Origin of the sequence: Micromonospora sp. CA-269861, from assembly GCF_050948505.1 — a bacterium.
GTDB lineage: Bacteria > Actinomycetota > Actinomycetes > Mycobacteriales > Micromonosporaceae > Micromonospora.
Genome location: NZ_CP192014.1, coordinates 3,777,174 through 3,795,863 on the forward strand (window position 1 = coordinate 3,777,174; position 18,690 = coordinate 3,795,863).

At 71.9% G+C, this 18,690-nt stretch carries 14 protein-coding genes; 11 read left to right on the plus strand and 3 right to left on the minus strand.

From position 1 onward, the window contains the following. Positions 1-458 precede the first annotated feature (458 nt). Both ACQP0U_RS17555 and ACQP0U_RS17560 read right to left on the minus strand, forming a co-directional pair. Positions 459-2,846: a galactose-binding domain-containing protein gene (locus tag ACQP0U_RS17555; protein ID WP_433308330.1), complete on the minus strand. Its 2,388-nt coding sequence runs from the start codon at positions 2,844-2,846 to the stop codon at positions 459-461. Positions 2,847-2,970: 124 nt separating this feature from the next. Then, a complete protein-coding gene (locus ACQP0U_RS17560) occupies positions 2,971-4,023 on the minus strand; it encodes a GDP-mannose 4,6-dehydratase (protein ID WP_433308332.1) in 1,053 nt (350 codons plus the stop codon). Between the two features lie 211 nt (positions 4,024-4,234). Here ACQP0U_RS17560 and ACQP0U_RS17565 point away from each other — a divergent pair, with 211 nt between their 5' ends. From ACQP0U_RS17565 to ACQP0U_RS17615, 11 genes are all read left to right on the plus strand, one after another. Then, positions 4,235-5,353 carry a sugar transferase gene (locus ACQP0U_RS17565; protein WP_433308334.1) on the plus strand — a complete coding sequence of 373 codons (1,119 nt, stop codon included), beginning with the start codon at positions 4,235-4,237 and terminating at the stop codon, positions 5,351-5,353. After that, positions 5,346-6,911 (plus strand): lipopolysaccharide biosynthesis protein, encoded by a 1,566-nt coding sequence (locus tag ACQP0U_RS17570; RefSeq protein ID WP_433308336.1) that lies wholly within the window; start codon positions 5,346-5,348, stop codon positions 6,909-6,911. The genes ACQP0U_RS17565 and ACQP0U_RS17570 overlap by 8 nt, the downstream gene beginning before the upstream one ends. Further along, a complete protein-coding gene (locus ACQP0U_RS17575) occupies positions 6,908-7,756 on the plus strand; it encodes a class I SAM-dependent methyltransferase (protein WP_433308338.1) in 849 nt (282 codons plus the stop codon). Before ACQP0U_RS17570 ends, ACQP0U_RS17575 begins: the two co-directional genes overlap by 4 nt. Next, positions 7,756-8,607: a class I SAM-dependent methyltransferase gene (locus ACQP0U_RS17580; RefSeq protein WP_433308340.1), complete on the plus strand. Its 852-nt coding sequence runs from the start codon at positions 7,756-7,758 to the stop codon at positions 8,605-8,607. The genes ACQP0U_RS17575 and ACQP0U_RS17580 overlap by 1 nt, the downstream gene beginning before the upstream one ends. Further along, positions 8,607-9,914 carry a glycosyltransferase family 2 protein gene (locus ACQP0U_RS17585; protein WP_433308342.1) on the plus strand — a complete coding sequence of 436 codons (1,308 nt, stop codon included), beginning with the start codon at positions 8,607-8,609 and terminating at the stop codon, positions 9,912-9,914. The genes ACQP0U_RS17580 and ACQP0U_RS17585 overlap by 1 nt, the downstream gene beginning before the upstream one ends. Next, the gene (locus tag ACQP0U_RS17590) at positions 9,907-11,067 is read left to right on the plus strand and encodes a glycosyltransferase (RefSeq protein ID WP_433308343.1); all 1,161 of its coding nucleotides are present in this window, start codon (positions 9,907-9,909) and stop codon (positions 11,065-11,067) included. Before ACQP0U_RS17585 ends, ACQP0U_RS17590 begins: the two co-directional genes overlap by 8 nt. Beyond that, positions 11,064-12,380: a hypothetical protein gene (locus ACQP0U_RS17595; RefSeq protein ID WP_433308344.1), complete on the plus strand. Its 1,317-nt coding sequence runs from the start codon at positions 11,064-11,066 to the stop codon at positions 12,378-12,380. Before ACQP0U_RS17590 ends, ACQP0U_RS17595 begins: the two co-directional genes overlap by 4 nt. Beyond that, positions 12,377-13,324, plus strand: a complete 948-nt coding sequence (locus tag ACQP0U_RS17600; protein ID WP_433308346.1) for a glycosyltransferase family 2 protein — start codon at positions 12,377-12,379, stop codon at positions 13,322-13,324. The genes ACQP0U_RS17595 and ACQP0U_RS17600 overlap by 4 nt, the downstream gene beginning before the upstream one ends. Next, on the plus strand, positions 13,324-14,523 hold the full coding sequence (locus tag ACQP0U_RS17605; protein ID WP_433308348.1) for a glycosyltransferase family 4 protein: 1,200 nt from the start codon (positions 13,324-13,326) through the stop codon (positions 14,521-14,523). Before ACQP0U_RS17600 ends, ACQP0U_RS17605 begins: the two co-directional genes overlap by 1 nt. Further along, positions 14,523-16,577, plus strand: a complete 2,055-nt coding sequence (locus ACQP0U_RS17610; protein ID WP_433308350.1) for a hypothetical protein — start codon at positions 14,523-14,525, stop codon at positions 16,575-16,577. The genes ACQP0U_RS17605 and ACQP0U_RS17610 overlap by 1 nt, the downstream gene beginning before the upstream one ends. 75 nt (positions 16,578-16,652) lie before the next feature. Further along, the gene (locus ACQP0U_RS17615) at positions 16,653-17,516 is read left to right on the plus strand and encodes a TylF/MycF family methyltransferase (protein WP_433308351.1); all 864 of its coding nucleotides are present in this window, start codon (positions 16,653-16,655) and stop codon (positions 17,514-17,516) included. A 77-nt stretch (positions 17,517-17,593) separates the two neighbouring features. Here ACQP0U_RS17615 and ACQP0U_RS17620 read toward each other — a convergent pair whose 3' ends face one another. Beyond that, positions 17,594-18,640, minus strand: a complete 1,047-nt coding sequence (locus tag ACQP0U_RS17620; RefSeq protein WP_433308353.1) for an LCP family protein — start codon at positions 18,638-18,640, stop codon at positions 17,594-17,596. Positions 18,641-18,690: the final 50 nt, after the last annotated feature.

An 18,690-nucleotide genomic window follows, 5' to 3' on the forward strand; every position in this document is an offset into this window, starting at 1 on the left:
GTGTCTCTTTCTATGGCTTATCTATCGAGCTTTAGTCGGAACCGTCCAAGGCGTCGCTGGAGTCTCTTCCCGTACTTTCCAAGCTGCAGATGGTAGTTGGACCGGGAGGGATTGTGGCTCCAGGCGGGTGAGGTCCCGGGAGTGTCGGTACAGCAGCGAAGTACAGCAACCGACGACACCGAGCGGGACCACGGTAACCACCATCAGACCGGCGACCAGTCGTACGAGCCGAACCACATCGGATTGCCGATCTCTGGGGGTCAAGGGGTCCTCGGTTCGGATCCGGGCCGTCTCGACGCAGGTCAGAGGCCGTCCGGAATTCCGCCTGGCGGCGGCCTCAAGTCGACATTCGTCGACGGCAGGGAGTTTCATCCTGGCCGAAGATTCCGTTCTGGTCTGAAGTGTGCCGCCCTCCGGTGGGGCGGCCACCGCTCCCCCGGTGGCCGCCCCACGCCCGGTCAGCTGGCGTAGACCTCCAGTGCCGACAGTTGCCCGGCCGGCCACCCCGTGTTGCCGGTGACGGCGATCCGCACGTAACGCGCCTGCGCGGCACTGAACGTCAGCGCCACCTGGTTACCGCTGGCCGGGTCGAAGATCCGCCCCGCCGATCCGACAAGCGTGCTGAAGCTCCCCCCGTCGGTGCTGCCCTGCACGGACAGCGTCTGCGTCCGAGCACCCCAGGCTGACGACGGCGGCAGCTTCAGCACCACCCGCCCGACAGTGCGCGAGGAGCCCAGGTCAACCTGTACCCACTGTGGGAACGCGCTGTTGTTGCTCTCCCAGTAGCTGTTCGCGTCACCGTCCACCACGTTGCCCGACCCGTAGCTCTGGACGTGGCTGCTCTCCGACGTGGGCCGACCCCGGGCGAGGTCCGAGTTGGCTGCGGCGTCCGTGGTGGCGGTGACCGCGTTGGACGCGCCGGAGGTGTTGCCGGCGGCGTCGCGGGCGGTGACCGTGAAGGTGTACGCGGTGGACGGGCTGAGCCCGCTCACGGTCGCCGTGGTGCCCGTGACGGTGGCGACGACGTTGCCGCCCTGGCGTACCTGGTAGCCGGTCACCCCGGTGTCGTCGGTGGAGGCCGTCCAGGACAGGGACACGCTCGTCGACGTCTTGCCGGTCACGGTGAGGCCGCTCGGCGCGGTCGGTGGGTTGTCCGGGGTGGTGCTGCCGGCGTACACCTCGACCTTGGCGAGCTGGCCCGCCGGCCAGCCGGTGTTTCCGGCGATGCTCAGCCGGACGTAGCGGGCCGTGGTGGTCGTCAGCGTGCGGCTGACGGTGTTGCCGGTCGCCGGGTCGAAGGTGAACGCGGAGGCCGCGGCGATGGTGGAGAAGGAGCTGCCGTTGACGCTGCCCTGCACGGTGATGGTCTGGGTGCGCGCGCCCCAACCGGCGGGCAGCCGCACCACGAGCCGGTTGACCTGGTGACTGGCGCCGAGGTCGACCTGCCACCAGTGCGGGAACGCGCCGCCGCCGCTCTCCCAGTAGCTGCCGGCGTCGGTGTCCACCGCGTTTGAGGCCGGGAACGGGCCGTTCTGGCTGCTGGCCGAGGTGGACCGGCCGGCGGCGAGGTCACCGCCGGTCGGGGGCGGGGTGCCGACCATCGGTGGGGTGGGGCGGACCGCGGTGAGCGCGAGTTGCCCCTTGAGCATCCGGCCGCCGTCGGCGGTGATTCGCAGGTAGTAGTCGGCGGAGCAGGCCACGCCGTCCTCGTCGAGGGCGCGGATGTTCGCGCCGGCCGGGGTGGTGGCCTGGGTTTCGGACGTCTTGGCGATCTGGTTGCCCTCGTTGTACTCGTCGAACATGGACACGTAGAGGCCCTGGGAGCCGAGCCGGACCATGTTGTAGATGTGTCGCCAGTAGAAGTCGCCGTGTTTGCGGTGCCCTCCGGCGAGGTCTCCGGGCATGACGCAGGGCAGGTAGTCGATGCCGCGCGCCGCGCAGTCGGCCATGTCGCCGACGTTGACGTTGTTGTAGTACGAGTCCAGCTCCTCGACGGTCCTGGCCCGGTAGACCATCCACGGCGAGATCGCGTGGAACGCGTGGTAGACGTCGAGGAAGCCGGGGCGGGAGTCCTCGATGCCCTGCCGCCACCAGGTGGGTACGCCGCCGATGACGTAGCAGCCCTGGGCCTTGAACCAGTTGATGACCTCCAGGCAGGGCCCGGGGGTGAAGGGTCGGCTGGGCTCGCTGAAGCCGAACCCCCAGATGCAGACGACCGGTTTGCCGTTCTGGCGGGCGTACGCGGAGGACGCGGTGTGCGCGGCCATCTTCGTCGTCCAGTCGGTCTTGATGTCCGCCTGGAAGGTCAGCCAGTCGGTGACGTCGTACATGATGTAGAACTTGCGGTTGTAGCGCTCGGCGGCGGAGCGGACCTTCTGTGTCATCGCGTCGCGGGTCGGGCCCTCGTCGCCCATCGGGTTGAACCGTTGCAGCGCGGCGGTGTCGCAGCCGTTCTCCTGCATCCAGCGGAAGTGGGTGTCCACCGTCTGCTGGTCGTAGGAGGAGAAGAGGGTGGCCGGCTGGCCGTTGCCCAGGTTGGGGTACGCGGTGGGATAGCTGCGCGTGTACTCGCGCATGTCCGGCCAGGACACGATCGTGGTGTTGGATGGCGAGGGTGGCTGGAACCGGTCGCGGCCCCAGTGCCACCACCCGCCGATCGGTGCCCCGTCGCCGGGCGCGCTGAACCAGCCCTGGTAGCCGACGGTCACCTTGCCGACCACGTCCCCGGGGGGACTGGCGGCCTGTGCGGGGCTGGCCAGGGTGGTGAGCAGCTCGGTGGTGGAGGCGGTGGCGAGGGCGGACCCGGCCAGCACCGATGTGACGAACCTGCGGCGGGAGACCGCCATGACGACCACTCCTTCGGGACGGAAGGCATTGACGGCCATCGTGGCAGCAGTGGATGCCGACCCGCAAGAGTTAGACTGATCGATGAAATTCCCGATCAGATGACGGGAATTACGCGCTGCGCCGTCAGTGGCTGATGGCCTGCTCCAGCGCCCGCACCGGAGACAGGATCTGGCCGCCGGCCTGGCGGCGGCGGGCGTCGCGCACCGTCATCCGTACGCCCTGGGTGAAGCCGATCTTCGGGTACCACCCGAGCAGCTCGCGCGCCTTCCTGGTGTCCAGCGCCATGTTGCGCACCTCGCCCGGCCAGGGCAGCGGCTCGTAACGGGCCGCGTTGCCGACGCCGGACGCCTCGCGGACCGTGTCGTACACCTCGTTGACGCTCGTCTGCCGACCCGAAGCGATGTTGACCATACCCACCCCGGGGTGGTGACAGGCGACGGCGATCGCCTCGGCGACGTCGCTGACGTGGATGAAGTCCCGGGTCTGGGTGCCGTCGTCGTAGATCACCACCTGCCGGCCGCCGAGCAGCGCATCGGCCATCAGGGACACCACGCCGCAGTCGCTGCCCTCCTGCCGAGGCCCGTAGACATTCCCGAAGACCATCGAGGTGTACGGCAGGCCGTGCTGACGCCCGTACCAGTCCAGGTAGTGCACGCCGGCGGCCTTGCTGACGCCGTACGGGCTCACCGGGGCAATCGGGTGGTCCTCGCGGACCGGCAACTCGTGGGCGGCGACGTTGCCGAAGATGGCGCTGCTGGCCGCGTTGATCACCAGCCGTACGCCGCCCCGGGCGCAGGCGTCCAGCACGTTGACGGTGCCGAAGACGTTCACGTCGGCGTCGTACAGGGGTGAGCGACGGGCCGCGGGGACGCTCGGCTGCGCGGCGAGGTGCACCACCACGTCCGGCTGCCACTGGTGGATGACCTCGACGCCCTCCGGCGTGCGGATGTCACCAGAGACGACGTCCGCCTCGGTCAGTCCGCCGTACGCGGCGTCGGCCAGGTTCTCGATCCGGCCGGTGGAGAAGTTGTCGAGCACCCGGACCTGGCTGCCCATCAGCATCAGCCGGGCGACCACGTGGCTGCCGATGAAGCCGGCGCCTCCGGTCACCAGCACGCGCCCGGGAGTCAGGTCCGTCGGCGGATCGACACCGACGGCAACAACTGGCAGGTCCATGTGGAACTCCTTGGAACGACGGGGCTGTCGGCCCGCTGCGGGAACCAGACGGCCGGGCACGACCGTAACCCACCAAACAACCACCAAACGGACGTTTCACCCAATGCCCTAAGCAGATTTGGGGGGTTCAGGGCAAGAAGTCCCGTTTTTGCCAATCCGGGGCTATTGGGGCATTTGTGACTAGTAGCTTTCTCCCGGGGTGCTCGCCTGCATGCCCTCGAAGCACCTGACGGAGAAGGAGGTCGGCGCGTTGAGAAAGACCCCGGGACCCGTAACCGCGGACTCAGCTCCGCCGCCGGGCAACGACAGCGCGACCCCGTACGACCTCACCACGACACCGCTGTCCGAAGCGCGACAACGCCCGGAGATCCCGTTGCAGCTCCAGGAGTTGTTCGACCGCCACGAGCAGGCCACCCGCTCCGACCAGCACCGACGACGGGCCCGCGTGGTGGTGCTCGAGGCCAACGACGCGGCCACGACGCCCGACCGCCTCGACGAGGAGTTCGACGTGGCGGTCCGACTCCCGGTGCCGGGATGCGCCGAGGAGCTCGCCAGGGTGCTGGCCGGCGTCCGCCCTCGGCTCCTGCTGCTCAAGCACTCCCTGGAGAGCATCGACGACCGCATCATCACCAGTTGCATGAGCGCCGGCGTCGAGATCATGGTGCTGGCCCGACCCGTCTACGGGCTGCTGCGGGCACCCGCCATGGCACGCTTTGGTGGGCTGCCCTGGATCCGGCTGGGATCGGGCACCGGCCGACCACGTGGCGAGCGGCTGAAGCGGTTCGTCGACCTCAGCATGATCCTGCTCAGTGCCGTCGTGGTGATCCCGCTGATCGCGGTGATCGCCGCCGTCGTGTCGTTCACCGGCCCCCCGTTCTACCTCCAGCAACGCGTCGGCGCGGGTGGCCGGCTGTTCCGGGTGGTCAAGTTCCGGACCATGCGGGTCGGCGCCGAGCAGGCCACCGGCCCCGTCCTGGCCCTGCCGTACGACGTCCGGATCACCCGGCTGGGGCGCTGGCTACGACGGTCCCGGCTGGACGAGCTGCCCCAACTCTGGAACGTGCTGCGCGGCGACATGAGCCTCGTCGGGCCCCGCCCGGAACGACCGGAGTTCATCGCCGGCTTCGCCCGGCTGCCCGACTACGACCTGCGGCACCTGATCCGACCGGGGCTGACCGGCATCGCGCAGCTCACCGGCGGGTACGCGGCCACCGTCGAGGACAAGCTCCGGTGTGACCTGCTCTACCTCAACTGCCGCTCGATGCGGGTCGACCTGACCCTGCTCCTGCTGACCGTCGTCGAACTGTTCCGGGGGTTCCCCCGTGGCTAGTGCGGCCCACGCGGTCGAGACCCGGGTCACCCGCAACACGGCAAGCATGCTGGCCGCGCGGGTGGTCATGGCGGTGTCCGGGCTGGTCTCGGTGCCGATCGTCTACCAACGGCTCGGGCCTCGGGAGTTCGGGATCTGGGTCGTGCTCGCCGGCCTGCTGGCGATGGCCGCAATGATCGACCTCGGACTCGGCTCCGCGCTGGTCCGCGAGGTGGCCCGCGCCGAGAGCGCGGCGGACCGGGACCTGGTACGACGGCTGCTCGGGCTGGGGCTGGGCTGGGCCGTGCTGCTGGGCCTGCTCACAGTGGGTGCGCTCGGTGCCTGCTGGCCGTGGCTCGCCGGGCTGCTGCGCCTCGGCGACCTGGCCGACGAGGCGTGGCAGGCCACCCTCTGGCTGGTCGTCGGCCTCGTGGCCGGTGCCGTGGAGCTGCCGTGGCGGGCCGTGCTCGAAGGCGGCCAACGGTACGGGTCACTCGCCGCGATCACCGCCGGCACCGCAATCCTCGGTGCTGCGCTGGCCATCCTGGTGGTACGCCTCGGCGGCGGCCTGGTGGCGTTGGCCGCCTCGGCCGCCGCGACCGGCGCGATCCGTACCCTCCTGCTCGCCGCGACCACCCACCGGCAGTGCCCGGACCTGTCCCCCCGCTGGGGACGCACGGACCTGGCCGACATCCGCCGGATCGGCGGCTACGGCATGCGGGTCCAGGTCTCCAGTGGCGCCGGCATGGTCAATGTGGAGCTCGATCGCCTCGTCCTCGGTGCCGCCTTCGGCCCCGCCGTGGCCGGCGGCTTCGACCTGGGCAGCCGCCTGCTCAACCTGCTCCGCCTGCCGCCGGGCTTCGCCCTCATCGTGCTGTTCCCCGCGGCGGTCGCCCGCACCGTGACCCGGGGGACCGGCTGGCTGGACCGGTTCTACCTGGCCGCCACCCGGTACCTCGCCCTGTTCCTCGCCCCGGCCACCGCGGCGTTGATGGTCAGCGCCGATCCGCTGGTCCGGCTGTGGCTGGGGCACCAGGTCCCCTGGGCCGCCGCGAACATCATGATCCTCGCGCCCGCGTACGCCCTCAACCTGATCACCGGGGCGGCGACGATCGCCGCCCGCGCCGAGGGCCGACCCGGGTTGGAGACGCGGTACGTGCTGCTCTCCGTCGTCCTCAACCTGGCGCTCACCGTACCGATGCTGCTGCTGTGCGGGCCGCTCGGCGTACCGCTGTCGACCGCGCTGGCGGTGGTGCTCAGCACCGGGTACTTCCTGGTCCACTTCCACACCGCCACGGCCCGGCCGCTGGCCCCGCTGGTGCGGGCGATCTGGCCGCCGCTCGCCGCGGCCGTCGCGGCCGGGTTGGTCACCGCGGCGGCAAGCCAGTTCCTGCCGGACGGCCCGGGACGACTGGACGCCGCCCTCGCCGTGTCCTCCCGGGCAGGTCTGACAGTGCTCGTCGCCGGCACGCTGCTGATCGCCGGCGGTCACCTGGGCGCGAGCGACCGGATGCGGCTGCACCGGCTGCTGCGCGCGCCGGCGGCCGTGTTGTCACCGAGCACCGGCGGTCCGCGATGAGCGTCGACCACCGCACCGCACGGTGCGTGCTGTGTGGGCCGCGGCAGGCCCACCGACCGGAACTCGGTGGGTTGCTGCGCCGCTGCGAGGGCTGCGGCTTCAGCTGGACCGCGCAGGAGCAGGCCGCCGAGGACGGACGCTACGACGAGGACTACTTCGCCGAGGGTGGTTACGACGACTACTTCCGGGCCGCGCCGCGCAGGTTCGAGGCACGGCGGCGGCTGCGCTGGCTGCTCTCCACCGTCCGTCCCACAGTCCTGCTCGAAGCCGGCCCCGCCGGCGGTTACTTCCTCGAAGCCGCCCACCGGGCCGGGATCACCGCCAGCGGGATCGAGGTCAGCCACGCCGCCGCCAGCTTCGCCCGCGACCACCTCCACATGCCCGTACGCCAGGGCTACTTCGAAACCATCGCACCCACCCTCACCGCCGACGTCGTCTGCGCCTTCCACGTCCTCGAACACGTCGAAGACCCCCGCGCCTTCCTGCACGCCGCCCACAACGCCCTCACCCCCGGCGGCTGGCTCGCCCTCGAAGTACCCAACATCGCCTCCGCCGCCGCGAACCGACTCGGCACCGACTGGCCGGGCCTGCAACCGCGCTACCACCGCTGGCACTTCACCCCGGACACCCTGGTCCGGCTGGTGACCGACCTCGGCTTCGAGGTGGTCCGGCAGGACACCACTGTCTTCCGCTACTACATGCCGCTCGCCTACCGGCTGCGGCACGCACGACACCTACTCCCCGCCGACGTGCTCGGGCTCCGCTCACCGCGGCTGACCCACCCACGCCTCGGCGACCTGCTCCGGGTGATCGCCCGGGCGCCACGAACCGGACGGAGCACCTGATGAAACTCGATGGGATCGAGCTGGTCCGCTGCCAGCTCTGCGGCCGCGCCGGTGGGCACTCGCCGACCCTCGGCGAGCTGCTGTGGAGCTGCCCGGACTGCGGCTTCGTCTGGACCGCGGGCAGCGCCCCGGCCCCGGAGGACCTGTACGACGAGGCGTATTACACGACGGACGGGTACCAGGATTACTTCGCCTCCGCCGGTCAGCGCCGGTTCGAGGCGAGCCGACGGTTGCGCTGGTTGCTCTCCGCCGTCCGTCCCACAGTCCTGCTCGAAGCGGGCTGCGCCGGTGGCTACTTCCTCGAAGCCGCCCACCGGGCCGGGATCACCGCCAGCGGCATCGAGGTCAGCCACGCCGCCGCCAGCTTCGCCCGCGACCACCTCCACATGCCCGTACGCCAGGGCTACTTCGAAACCATCGCACCCACCCTCACCGCCGACGTCGTCTGCGCCTTCCACGTCCTCGAACACGTCGAAGACCCCCGCGCCTTCCTGCACGCCGCCCACAACGCCCTCACCCCCGGCGGCTGGCTCGCCCTCGAAGTACCCAACATCGCCTCCGCCGCCGCGAACCGACTCGGCACCGACTGGCCTGCGATCGCTCCCGCGTACCACCGCTGGCACTTCACCCCGGACACGTTGAGCCGGATGCTCGTGGAGTCAGGGTTCCGGGTGATCTCGCACGACACGGTCTTCTCCCGGTTCTACTGGCAACCGGCGGCGCGGCTGCGCAACGCGCGCGATCTGCTGGTCGCCGATGTCGCGGCCAGCCGCTCGCCCCGGGTTACGCACCCACAGCTCGGCGACCTGCTGCGGATCTTCGCCCGCCGCGACGACCGGGCGGTGGCGTGATGGCCGCTCCGCTGCTGTCGGTGCTGCTGGTCAGCTGGAACACCCGCGAGCAGACCCGGCAGTGCCTGGAGTCGCTGGCGGCGACCGCCGACCCCGATCTGGACTACGAGGTGGTGGCCGTCGACAACGGCTCGTCCGACGGCTCGGCGGACCTGCTCGCCGACCAACCCCGGGTCCGACTGATCCGCAACAACCACAACACCGGGTTCGCCGCCGCCGTGAACCAGGCGTACCGCCGGGCGAACGGGCAGCTCATCCTGCTGCTCAACAGCGACATCCGGTTCCACCCGGGCGCGCTGACCCGGATGGTCGACCACCTGCGGGAGCGGCCGGACGTGGCCGGGGTCAGCCCGCTGTACCTCAACCCGGACGGCACCTTCCAGCAGCACTACGTCCAACAGCCCAGCTTCACCGCCACCATCGCGCTGGTGACCGCGCTGCGCCGACTGCCCGGGTTCCGCCAGGCGCTGCACCGGTTCCAGATGCGGGGCGAGGACTTCAGCCGACCCCGGCAACTCGCCTCGGGCAGCTGCATGCTGCTGCGCCGACGGGTGCTCGGACAGCAGACCATCTTCGACGAGACGTTCCCCGTCTACTGGAACGACGCGGTCCTCGCGCGCCAGCTCGACCAGGCCGGGCACCAGCTGTGGATGCTCCCGGACGCGGTGGTGACGCACAGCCGTGGCGCGTCCTGTCGGCTGCTCGGGCCGACCATCCGCTTCCGACACCTGCTGGGAAGCCTGGTCGGGTATCTGCGGATGACCCAGCCCCGGTACCGGATGCCGGTGTTCCGGGCCGCACTGCTCGCCGACCACCTGGTCAAGCGACTCTTCGGTCGATCCGTCCAGCTCGGCCTGGGCGACCTGCTGGCCGCGCTGCGCGGTGACGTCGGTCCGCTGCCCGACGGTGACACCCGCGACTGGGTGGTGCTGTTCAGCCGGACCCGATGGTCCGTCGACGGGCACTCGACGGTGCTGGGGCAGTTGGCGCCCGGGCAGCGGTTGCTCTTCGTCGACCCGCCGGGACGCCGGCCGCGCTGGAGGTGCGAGGTGACCCCGATCGGCTCGGCGGCCTGGCACGCCGTCGCACCGACCGCGCTGCCGCTCGGCGACTCGGTGCCGCTCGTCAACTGGATCAACCGGCGGATCGCGGCAGGTGCGCTGCGCGGCTGGCTGGACCGGCACGCCGGCGCCCGCCTGCTGCGGCTCGACGACGAGCGCGCTCGCCCGGTGCTCGGCCGCCTCGGCGAGGACGAGCTGCTGCCCGCCGGAGCGCCACGGCCGATGGAACGGTCGGGCCGTGGCTGAGCACAGCATGCTGCGACCGGCGGCAGCGACTGTCGTCCCGCCCGCCGACGACCGGGACTGGGTGGTCATCTTCAGCGGCACACAGTGGGCGAACGGCGCTCACCGGCAGCACGCGCTGGCCCGCGAGCTGACAGTTGACCACCGGGTGCTCTTCGTCGACCCGGCCGGGCACCTCCCGCGCTGGCGCGTCCAGATCACACAGGTGGCCGACGGTCTGTGGCAGTGCGCCGGCCCGGCGCTGCTGCCGTTCGGCCGGCACCTGCCCCCGGTCAACCGGGCCAACCGCTGGCTCGCCGCGCGTCTGCTGCGCCGGTGGTTCCGGCGGCGGTCGGCAGCCGTACGACTGCTGTGGCTGGACGAGGACCTGGCCGCGCCGGTCGCCACCCGGCTGGACGCGTCCGCCGTCGTCTACGACGCCACCGACCTGGACTGGACGTTCACCCGACGCTGGAACCGTTGGCACCTGCGTCGTGCGCTGCGCTCGGCCGTCGGCGCGGCCGACCTCGTCCTCGCCTCCTCCGCCGCGCTACCGGACCGGATGCCCGCCTCCGACCCGGCGCCTGTGGTGCTGGCCAACGGGTGCGACCCGGACCGCTTCTCGCCGGACGGGCCGGTCGCGCCCTGGTTGCTGGGCCTGCGCCGGCCACTGATCGGCTACAGCGGGGCGGTCGACACCAGGGCCTTCGACGCGGACCTGGTCGCCGCGGTGGCGAGGGCCCACCCCGAGTGGACGTTCGTCCTGATCGGGCCGTCCACCCGGGCCGGCCGTGCCCCGCTCGCCGGCCTGTCCAACGTGGTGCTTGTCGACGCGGTCGGCTTCGCCGACGTCCCGCGCATCCTGCGGGCCTGCGACGTCACCATCATCCCCTACCGGGTGGGCGGGCTGATCGACTACGTACACCCGAAGAAGTGCTACGAATACCTGGCCCTCGGCAAGCCCGTCGTCGCGACGCCGCTGCCGGCGCTGCTTGAGCTGTCCGGCACCATCGCCCTCGCCGGAGACCCGGCGAGTTTCGGCGCGGCGCTGGCCGACGCGCTGGAGCGCGCGAGCGCGCCGGAGGACGCCACCCGACGCCGGGAGGTCGCCACCCGCAACAGCTGGTCGGCACGGGGCGTCCAGCTGCGTTCCCTGTTGGCGGGGTTGCCGCGATGAGAGTGCCGATCGTCGCGCCCGGTGTGGTGCTCGCCGGTGCCGCGTTGGGCGGTGTGGTGACAGTGGTCACCCTGCTCCCCGGGCCGGTCGGTCTGGCCGCCGCCATCGGAGTGCTGTGTTTCGGTGCGTTCCTGCTGTGGCCCTGGGCCGTGCTGCCGGTCGGCGTCATCGGCGGCGCCGTGGTCGGCGCACTGCTCAGCGGCGGTGACGTGCGCGGCTACATCGCGGTGAAAGTGTTGCTGTTGGCCGCTGGCGGCGCCGCGCTGGCCGCGCGCCACTGGTTGGGGGCAGAGACGGGCAGCCGCCGCACCGTCGCCGACGTGGGGATGCTGGTCCTGGTCGGGTTGACGGTCGTGGCGGCCACCTACGGTCTGGCCGTCGGCAACCTCCCGGCGGAGGTGCTGGTCGCCGCGTACCAGGTGGCCACGATCCCGGTGTACTTCTTCGTGGCCACCCACACCCTCACCACGGCCCGTCGGATCCTGGCCGCCGGCATCCTGTACGTGGTGCTGGCAGGGGTCTTCACCGCCATCTCGGTGGCGGCGCCGGGGCGGCACGGCGGGCTCATCACCCTCATGGCGATCCCGGCGCTGATCTGGATCGCCGGCCGGGTGCGGGGTTGGCGTCGGGCCGGCGCCCTCCTACTCGGCGGGTTCTTCGCCGTCGACGTGCTCCTCGCGTCGTACCGGGGTATCTGGCTCGCCGCGGCACTGACCGCGCTGATCATGCTGGTGCGCGGCGGTCGCACGGTCCGGACCGGCCTGGCCGCCACCGCCGCGGCCGCGGTCGCGGTGGCCGGGATCCTCGCCCTGCAACCAGGGGTACGGGAGCGGGCCGAGGAAATCACCAAGGGGTTCGAGCAGTCCGCCGGCTACCGGGGGGTCGAATCCGAGGTGGGCCTGGGCGTCTTCGCCGACCAGCCGCTGGTCGGGGCCGGCCTCGGACAGACCACGCCGGACATCTACCTGTCCGGCTTCACCTTCACCGACGTCGGGCCGGTGTACCACGCCTTCTACGTCACCGTGCTTGCCAACCTCGGGCTGGTCGGCCTCCTGCTGGTCCTGTGGCCGATCCTGCGCAGCATCCGCGTCGGCCTGCGCAGCAGGGACGGGATCGCACTGCCGTTCGCGGCACTGTCCTGCGGCTTCCTGGCCGCCGCCCTCTTCGCGGCGCCGACCGACGGGCACTGGGAGCTGGGCCTGCTGCCGGCGCTGACCCTCCTCACGGCACACCACGAGGGCGCGCGACTGCGACGACTCGCCCGCCCGCCGCTGCTGCGCGGCGCCCTGACCCGAACCGGGGTGGCGGCATGAGAGCAGCGGACGCCACCGCCGTGGTGGTCACCCACAACTCGGAACGACAGATCGTCGCCGCCCTGACCGCGCTGCGGCAGGCCCAGGTGCCGGTGCGGTTGGTGGACAACGCCTCCACCGACGGCACGCTCGACCTCGTCCGGCACCGCTTCCCGGAGGTGACGGTCCTCGCCAGCTCCACGAACACCGGGTTCGCCACCGCCGTGAACCGGGCCGCGGCCGGAGTCGACACCGACGTCGTGCTCCTGGTCAACCCGGACTGCGTGGTCGCCCCCGGCACGGTGGCGGAACTGGTCCGGGTCATCCGCGACCGGCCGTCGGTGGGCATCGCGGGACCCCGGCTCATCGACGCGCACGGCCGGGTGGCGATCAGCGCCCACCGGTTCGAATCCCTCGTCACCGTGTTGGCCAGCCGGTTCGGTGGGGCGCTGGTGCCGGTCTCGCTGCGACGGCTGCTCAGCGGACGACAGCGCCGGGCCGCGTACGACGCCTGTGTGCGTGGAGCGCAGCCGGTGGCGGTGGACTGGCTCTCCGGTGCCTGCCTGGCGGTGCGTCGCGAGCTGTTCGTGGCCATCGGCGGCCTCGACGAGGGCTACTTCCTGTACTACGAGGACGAGGAGCTGTGCCTCCAGGCGGCCCGGCGCGGCGCCGAGGTGCTGTACGTGCCCTCGGTGACCGCCGTGCACACCGGCGGGGCGAGCAGCTCCGACCCGGCCTGGATCTGGCCACACCTGTACCGCAGCATGCTGCGGTTCTTCGCCCGCCACCGAGCCGGCACCCTGCGTGCCGTACGCGGTGCGGTACTGCTGCGCGCGCTGATCGGTATCGGACTGGCCGGGGCGCGGATGCCACTGCAACCCCGAGCCGGGACGGCCCGACTGCGGGCCTGGACGCGCGTCGGCCGAATCGCGGTCACCCGACCTGAAACGAGAGGAGGAGCGTGATGCACGTCCTGACAACTGTCGTCGGCAAGCGCACCGAGCACTGGACCGACCTGTTCGACGTCCTGTGCGAACAGCCGGGCGTCACCCTCACCGTGCTCGCCGCGGACGTGTCCCCGGCGACCCGACGCGAACTGGCCCGGCTGGCCCGCCGACACCAGAGGCTGCGGTACCACATCGTTCCGCACCTGCTCGGTGAGTCGTTGACCGGGCACATGGCCTCGGTGCTGTTCCGGCTGCCCGGCCAGCACGACGTGACCACCGCCCGCCCGGACATCCTGCACGTCATCGGCGAGGCCGCGTACCTCACCACCTGGCAGGCCCTGCGGCTGCGTCAACGCTGCTGGGCCGGGGTGCCCACCACGCTCTACGCCGCCCAGAACGTGGTCACCCGGTTTCCGGTGCCGTTCCCCCGGATCGAGCGGCAGTCCTACCTGTCGGTCAACCACGCCTTCCCGATCACGCCCGCGGCGCTGAACGTGCTGCGGATCAAGGGTTACCGGGGCGCGGCCACGATCGTGCCGCTCGGTGTGGACACCCGGATGTTCCGCCCGCTGCCCACCGATCCGGCCGCGCGCCCGTTCACCGTCGGGTTCGTCGGTCGGTTCGAGCCGCACAAGGGCGTGGTCGACCTGCTGCGCGCGGCCGAGCTGATCGACTGCGACGTGTCGCTGGTCGGAGACGGCAGCCTCGGCGACGAGATCGCGCGGGCCGCCGCGCGCCGGCCGGGCCGGGTGCACCGGCACGGCTGGGCCGGGCACGCCGAGCTGCCCACGCTGCTCAACGGCATGGACGTGTTGGCGATGCCGTCGGTCGAGGTCGTGCAGCGCAACACCCTGCCGTGGATCGGCATCCCGCTGCGCGAGCAGTTCGGCCGGGTGCTGGTCGAGGCGATGGCCTGTGGCGTACCCGTCGTGGGCAGCGACGTCGGCGAGATCCCCTACGTGGTGGGCGACGCCGGCCTCGTCTTCCCGGCCGGCGACGTCCCCGCGCTCGCCGCCCGCCTCGCGCGACTGCGCGACGATCCCGCGCTCGCCGGCCAACTGGCCAACCGAGGGTTGGCCCGCGCCGGCGCAGAGTTCGGCTGGGACCGCATCGCCGACACCCTCTGCACGACCTGGCGCGGACTACGGTCCCCGGCCCGGTCCCTCCGCACATCGCCCGCCGAGGCCGGGCACCCAACCAGAGAGGCGATCGCCTGATGAGCGCGTCGATAGATGTCAAGGGTCTGCTCGGTGCCTCCTGGCGCCGGGTGGGCGTACCGCTGCTCGGCCTGTGCGCGGGCCTGGCCGCCGCCCAGGGAGTCACCCAGCTCCTCCCGGCGCGCTACGAGGCGGAGGCCTCCGTGCTGGTCAGCGCCGAGCAGACCGACGAGGACCGACCTGTGGATCTGGCCCTCGCGCAGAACCTCACGCCGACCATCGCCCGACTGGTCGGGTCGCGGGAGGTCGCGCTGGAAGCGGCGCGGTCGCTGCAACTGCCCGAGCGGGCGGTGGTGGGCCACGTCAGCGGCGAGTACGAACTCGGTCTTCAGATCATCACCGTGCACGCGAGCGCCAGCACCGGTACGCAGGCCGCCGCGATCGCGAACGCGGCCTCCCGCGCCGTCAGCCAACAGCTGGGCCGCCTCGACATGGGCGGCTCCACGAGCATCAACGCACGCGTGCTCGACACCGCCAGCCCGCCGGCCCGGCCGGCCTTCCCGAAGCCGCTGCTGAACGGCGTGCTCGGGGCCCTGGCCGGGCTGCTGGCCGGCTGGGGCGCGACAATTCTGCGCGACCGGTTCGACAGCCGGCTGCGCGACATCGGCCAGATCGAAGCGCGCCTGGGCCTTCCGGTGGTCGGGGTGCTGCCGAAGCTGCCGCGCCGTTTCGCCCGCCATCACGCCGCCGCGCTGTACGCCCGCACCGACGTCGCCGACGCGGTACGCGCCGCGATCTCCACGCTCAGTGTGCTCACCGCTCCCCTGCCCCGTCGACGGCTGCTGGTCACCAGCGCCCACGACGACGACGGCAAGGCGCTGGTGACGGCTCTGCTCGGTCTCGGCATGGCCGATGAGCACTGTCGGGCCACGCTTGTCGACGGCGCGGTACGGGATCCGGTGCTGTCGGGCCACTTCCCGGACGCTCCGCACACCTGGCAGCAGGTACTGGCCCAGAAGTGCCCACCGGTGCGCCTGGTCGACTTCCCCACCCTGACCGTGCTGCCGGCCGAGCCCCGCGAGGGCGCCGACACGGAGGCCCTGCACGAGCTGGGTGGGCTGCTCAACGCGCTGGGCGAGGACGAGGACTGCGTGATCGTCCACGCGCCGCCGATCCTGGCCGGACGGGAGATCTCGGCGTTCGCCCAGCACGCGGACGGCGTGCTGCTGGTCGTACGCGCCGGCCGGACGAACCTGGACGACAGCACCCGGGCGGCCCGGCTCGTGCAACAGCTCGGGCTTCCGCTGGCCGGTGTCGTGGTGATCGGGGCGGTGTCCCGGACGGACCACCGGCCGGGCAGCGAGCAGCCGGCCCTGGTGCCGACCGCGACCCAGGACGCCCTGGCGCTGCCGGCGACGAAGGCGGGTGCCCAGGGCGCGGTCATCCGTGAGCTGGTCAGCGCCCTCGTCGAGGACAAGTCCGGGCCACCCGGACGGCATCGCCGGCAGAGCCACAGCGCGGGTGAGCCGGCGGCGGGCGGCAGGACGGTCGAGGGCAGGACTGTCGACGGCACCACGATCGACCGCAAGCCCGTCGAGCGGAGTGCGCCGGCCGAGCGCAAGCCAGCCGAGAGTGCGACGGCCGAGCGCAAGCCTGTCGACAGGACGACGGCCGATCGTCAGCCGGCCGGGAGCGTGCCGGCGCCCGTCGAGGCAGCGGCCGAGCCGACCCGGATCGAGGACGCCGTCACCCAGCCGAACCCGGTGGTGACGGATGTCCCGGAACGGCCCGAGCAGGTGCCGACGCCCACCGCCCAGGCCGAGCCCGCAGCCCAGCCCGAGCCCACAGCTCCGGCCTGGGGCGGCGCTCCCGCGGCGGTGAGTGTTCTCGGCCGGCCGTTGGCCCGGCCCGAGACGCTCTGGAGGCCGCCGGTCGCGGAGGCAGCGCCGCCGGAGCCGTCCCCGGACGCTCCGATGGGCAGCCTGGCGGACCGCTGGCCGGTCTTCGGGCAGGAGCTGCTGGCCGCCGGGCGGTCGAGCGCGGAACAGCCCTCCACCGGGTCCGTCGTCCTGCGGCGGGCCGTGGCCGTCGGCGACGCCGAGCGCTGGGGCTGACGACGATCGGCGGCCCGCCCGCGATCGGCGGCCCGCCCAGCTGGCTACTTACGACACTGACAAGGAGATAGGCCGATGAGTGAGATGTTGGTACCGACACAGACGTCCGAGCCGTCGCTGGACGACCCCCGCGCCCTCTACTGCGATCTGCTCAAGAAGGCGCTGACCCGGTACGTCTTCCGCGAGACGTGGATGCCCTACCAGCCACGCCAGGGGTCCCTGCACGGCCGGATCCTCCAGCGCGGCCGACACCTGCTGCAACGCAAGGGCTTGGAGCTGGTGCTCCAGTTCCCCTTCGACGAGGAGGCGCGGGCCACCGGCCGGGACTGGCCGCCGGAGGCCGAGACCATGATCGGGCTGCGCCGGTTGGACAACCTGGAGCGGTGCGTCAAGGACGTGCTGGAGCGGGGCGTGCCGGGCGACCTGATCGAGACCGGCGTGTGGCGGGGCGGGGCGGTCATCTTCATGCGTGGGATGCTGCGCGCCTACGGCGACCGGGACCGGACGGTGTGGGTGGCCGACTCGTTCCGCGGGCTGCCGAAGCCGGCTGCGCACCGGGTCGAGGACGTCGAGGACGCGCTCTGGCAGGTGCCCTTCCTGGCGGTGTCGTTGGAGCAGGTGAAGGCGAACTTCGAGCGGTACGGTCTGCTCGACGACCAGGTCCGGTTCCTCAAGGGCTGGTTCTCGGACACCCTGCCGACCGCGCCGGTGGAGCAGATCTCGGTGATGCGTCTCGACGGGGACCTCTACGACTCGACGATGGTGGCGCTGCGCTCGCTCTACCCGAAGCTCTCCGTCGGCGGTTACGTGATCATCGACGACTACCACGCGGTACGCGGCTGCAAGCAGGCCGTCGACGACTTCCGTGCCGAGCACGGCATCGAGGACGAGCTGCACCAGGTGGACTGGACGTGCCGCTACTGGCGGCGGTCGCGCTAGGGCTGCGCCGACCGGCTCGGCGGGTGGGAGGTCCGAGGACCTCCCACCCGCCGTCTTCGTGCCCGTGCTCAGTCAGCTCAGTTGGCCGGTGGTGCCTGCGGGTTCGCCGCGAGCCACTGCGCCACCCGGTCCTCGCGCAGAGCGGCGAAGAGCGCCGGGGCCCGGACCTCGTCCAGCCGCACCGCGGACCCGGCCGGGGTCTGCAGGTTCGCGTCACTGAACGGGACGGTGACGAACTGGACCGTCTCCGGCTTCACCTTGCGCAGGGCGAGAGCGAGGTCGGTGAGGTTCAGGTCGCGGTCGACGATGAGTGACTCGGCCGCCGTGGTGAGCACCCGGTCGAGTCGGGTCGGGCTGGTGAGCAGACTCGTCGCGGTGACCCGCTCGGCCAGGGCGCGTACCACGAGCTGCTGGTCGTGGATGCGGCCGAAGTCGCCGCCGGGCACGCCGTGCCGCTGCCGCATCAGGTCGTCGGCCGCCTTGCCGTCCAGGTCGTGGCAGCCGGCAGGCCAGGTGACGCCGGTGTCCGAGGACTTGACGGTGTACGGCAGGCAGACGTTGATCCCCTCCACCGCGTCCACGAGCTTGCGGACGGCGGCGAAGTTGGCCACCAGCACGCCGTCGAGTGGCAGCCCGGTGAGCTTGGCGACCGTCTGGGCGGCCAGCGCGGCCCCGCCGAACGCGAACGCCGCATTGATCTTGTTGGGGCCGCCGGCCCAGGTCTGCCCCGCCGCGGGCACGTCGACGTAGCTGTCCCGGGGGATGGAGACGACGCTTGCCGCCTCCCGCGCGGCGTTGACGTGCACCAGCATGATGGTGTCCGACCGCTGCCCCGGGTAGAGGGCCTGGTCCGGCTCGCCGTCGCGGGAGTCCGACCCGAGCAGCAGGAGATTGAGCGGTCCGGACTCCCACCGGCGGTCGTCGTGGGTGCCCTCGCCGAGGATGTCCTCGCGCTGCACCCGGCTCTCGTACCGGTGCTTGAGGCCGAAGCCGGCGGTGACGAGGCCCGCGCAGAGCACGCCGAACATCAGGAGCAGGGCGAGGCCCGCCTTCTTCCAGCCCGCCGTCGCCCGCCACCTCGACGGCGCCGGCGTGACCGTGCGGCCGGGGATACCGGTCACCATCTTGACCACCTCTGCACGACTCTCGGGACGCTGAACCTGTTGCGGGGCAA

Bases quoted from the DNA above. Each gene is read 5' to 3' on its own strand.
- ACQP0U_RS17555 (WP_433308330.1), bottom strand. From the start codon at position 2,846: ATGGCGGTCTCCCGCCGCAGGTTCGTCACATCGGTGCTGGCCGGGTCC.
- ACQP0U_RS17560 (WP_433308332.1), bottom strand. From the start codon at position 4,023: ATGGACCTGCCAGTTGTTGCCGTCGGTGTCGATCCGCCGACGGACCTG.
- ACQP0U_RS17565 (WP_433308334.1), top strand. From the start codon at position 4,235: ATGCCCTCGAAGCACCTGACGGAGAAGGAGGTCGGCGCGTTGAGAAAG.
- ACQP0U_RS17575 (WP_433308338.1), top strand. From the start codon at position 6,908: ATGAGCGTCGACCACCGCACCGCACGGTGCGTGCTGTGTGGGCCGCGG.
- ACQP0U_RS17580 (WP_433308340.1), top strand. From the start codon at position 7,756: ATGAAACTCGATGGGATCGAGCTGGTCCGCTGCCAGCTCTGCGGCCGC.
- ACQP0U_RS17585 (WP_433308342.1), top strand. From the start codon at position 8,607: ATGGCCGCTCCGCTGCTGTCGGTGCTGCTGGTCAGCTGGAACACCCGC.
- ACQP0U_RS17595 (WP_433308344.1), top strand. From the start codon at position 11,064: ATGAGAGTGCCGATCGTCGCGCCCGGTGTGGTGCTCGCCGGTGCCGCG.
- ACQP0U_RS17600 (WP_433308346.1), top strand. From the start codon at position 12,377: ATGAGAGCAGCGGACGCCACCGCCGTGGTGGTCACCCACAACTCGGAA.
- ACQP0U_RS17605 (WP_433308348.1), top strand. From the start codon at position 13,324: ATGCACGTCCTGACAACTGTCGTCGGCAAGCGCACCGAGCACTGGACC.
- ACQP0U_RS17610 (WP_433308350.1), top strand. From the start codon at position 14,523: ATGAGCGCGTCGATAGATGTCAAGGGTCTGCTCGGTGCCTCCTGGCGC.
- ACQP0U_RS17615 (WP_433308351.1), top strand. From the start codon at position 16,653: ATGAGTGAGATGTTGGTACCGACACAGACGTCCGAGCCGTCGCTGGAC.
- ACQP0U_RS17620 (WP_433308353.1), bottom strand. From the start codon at position 18,640: ATGGTGACCGGTATCCCCGGCCGCACGGTCACGCCGGCGCCGTCGAGG.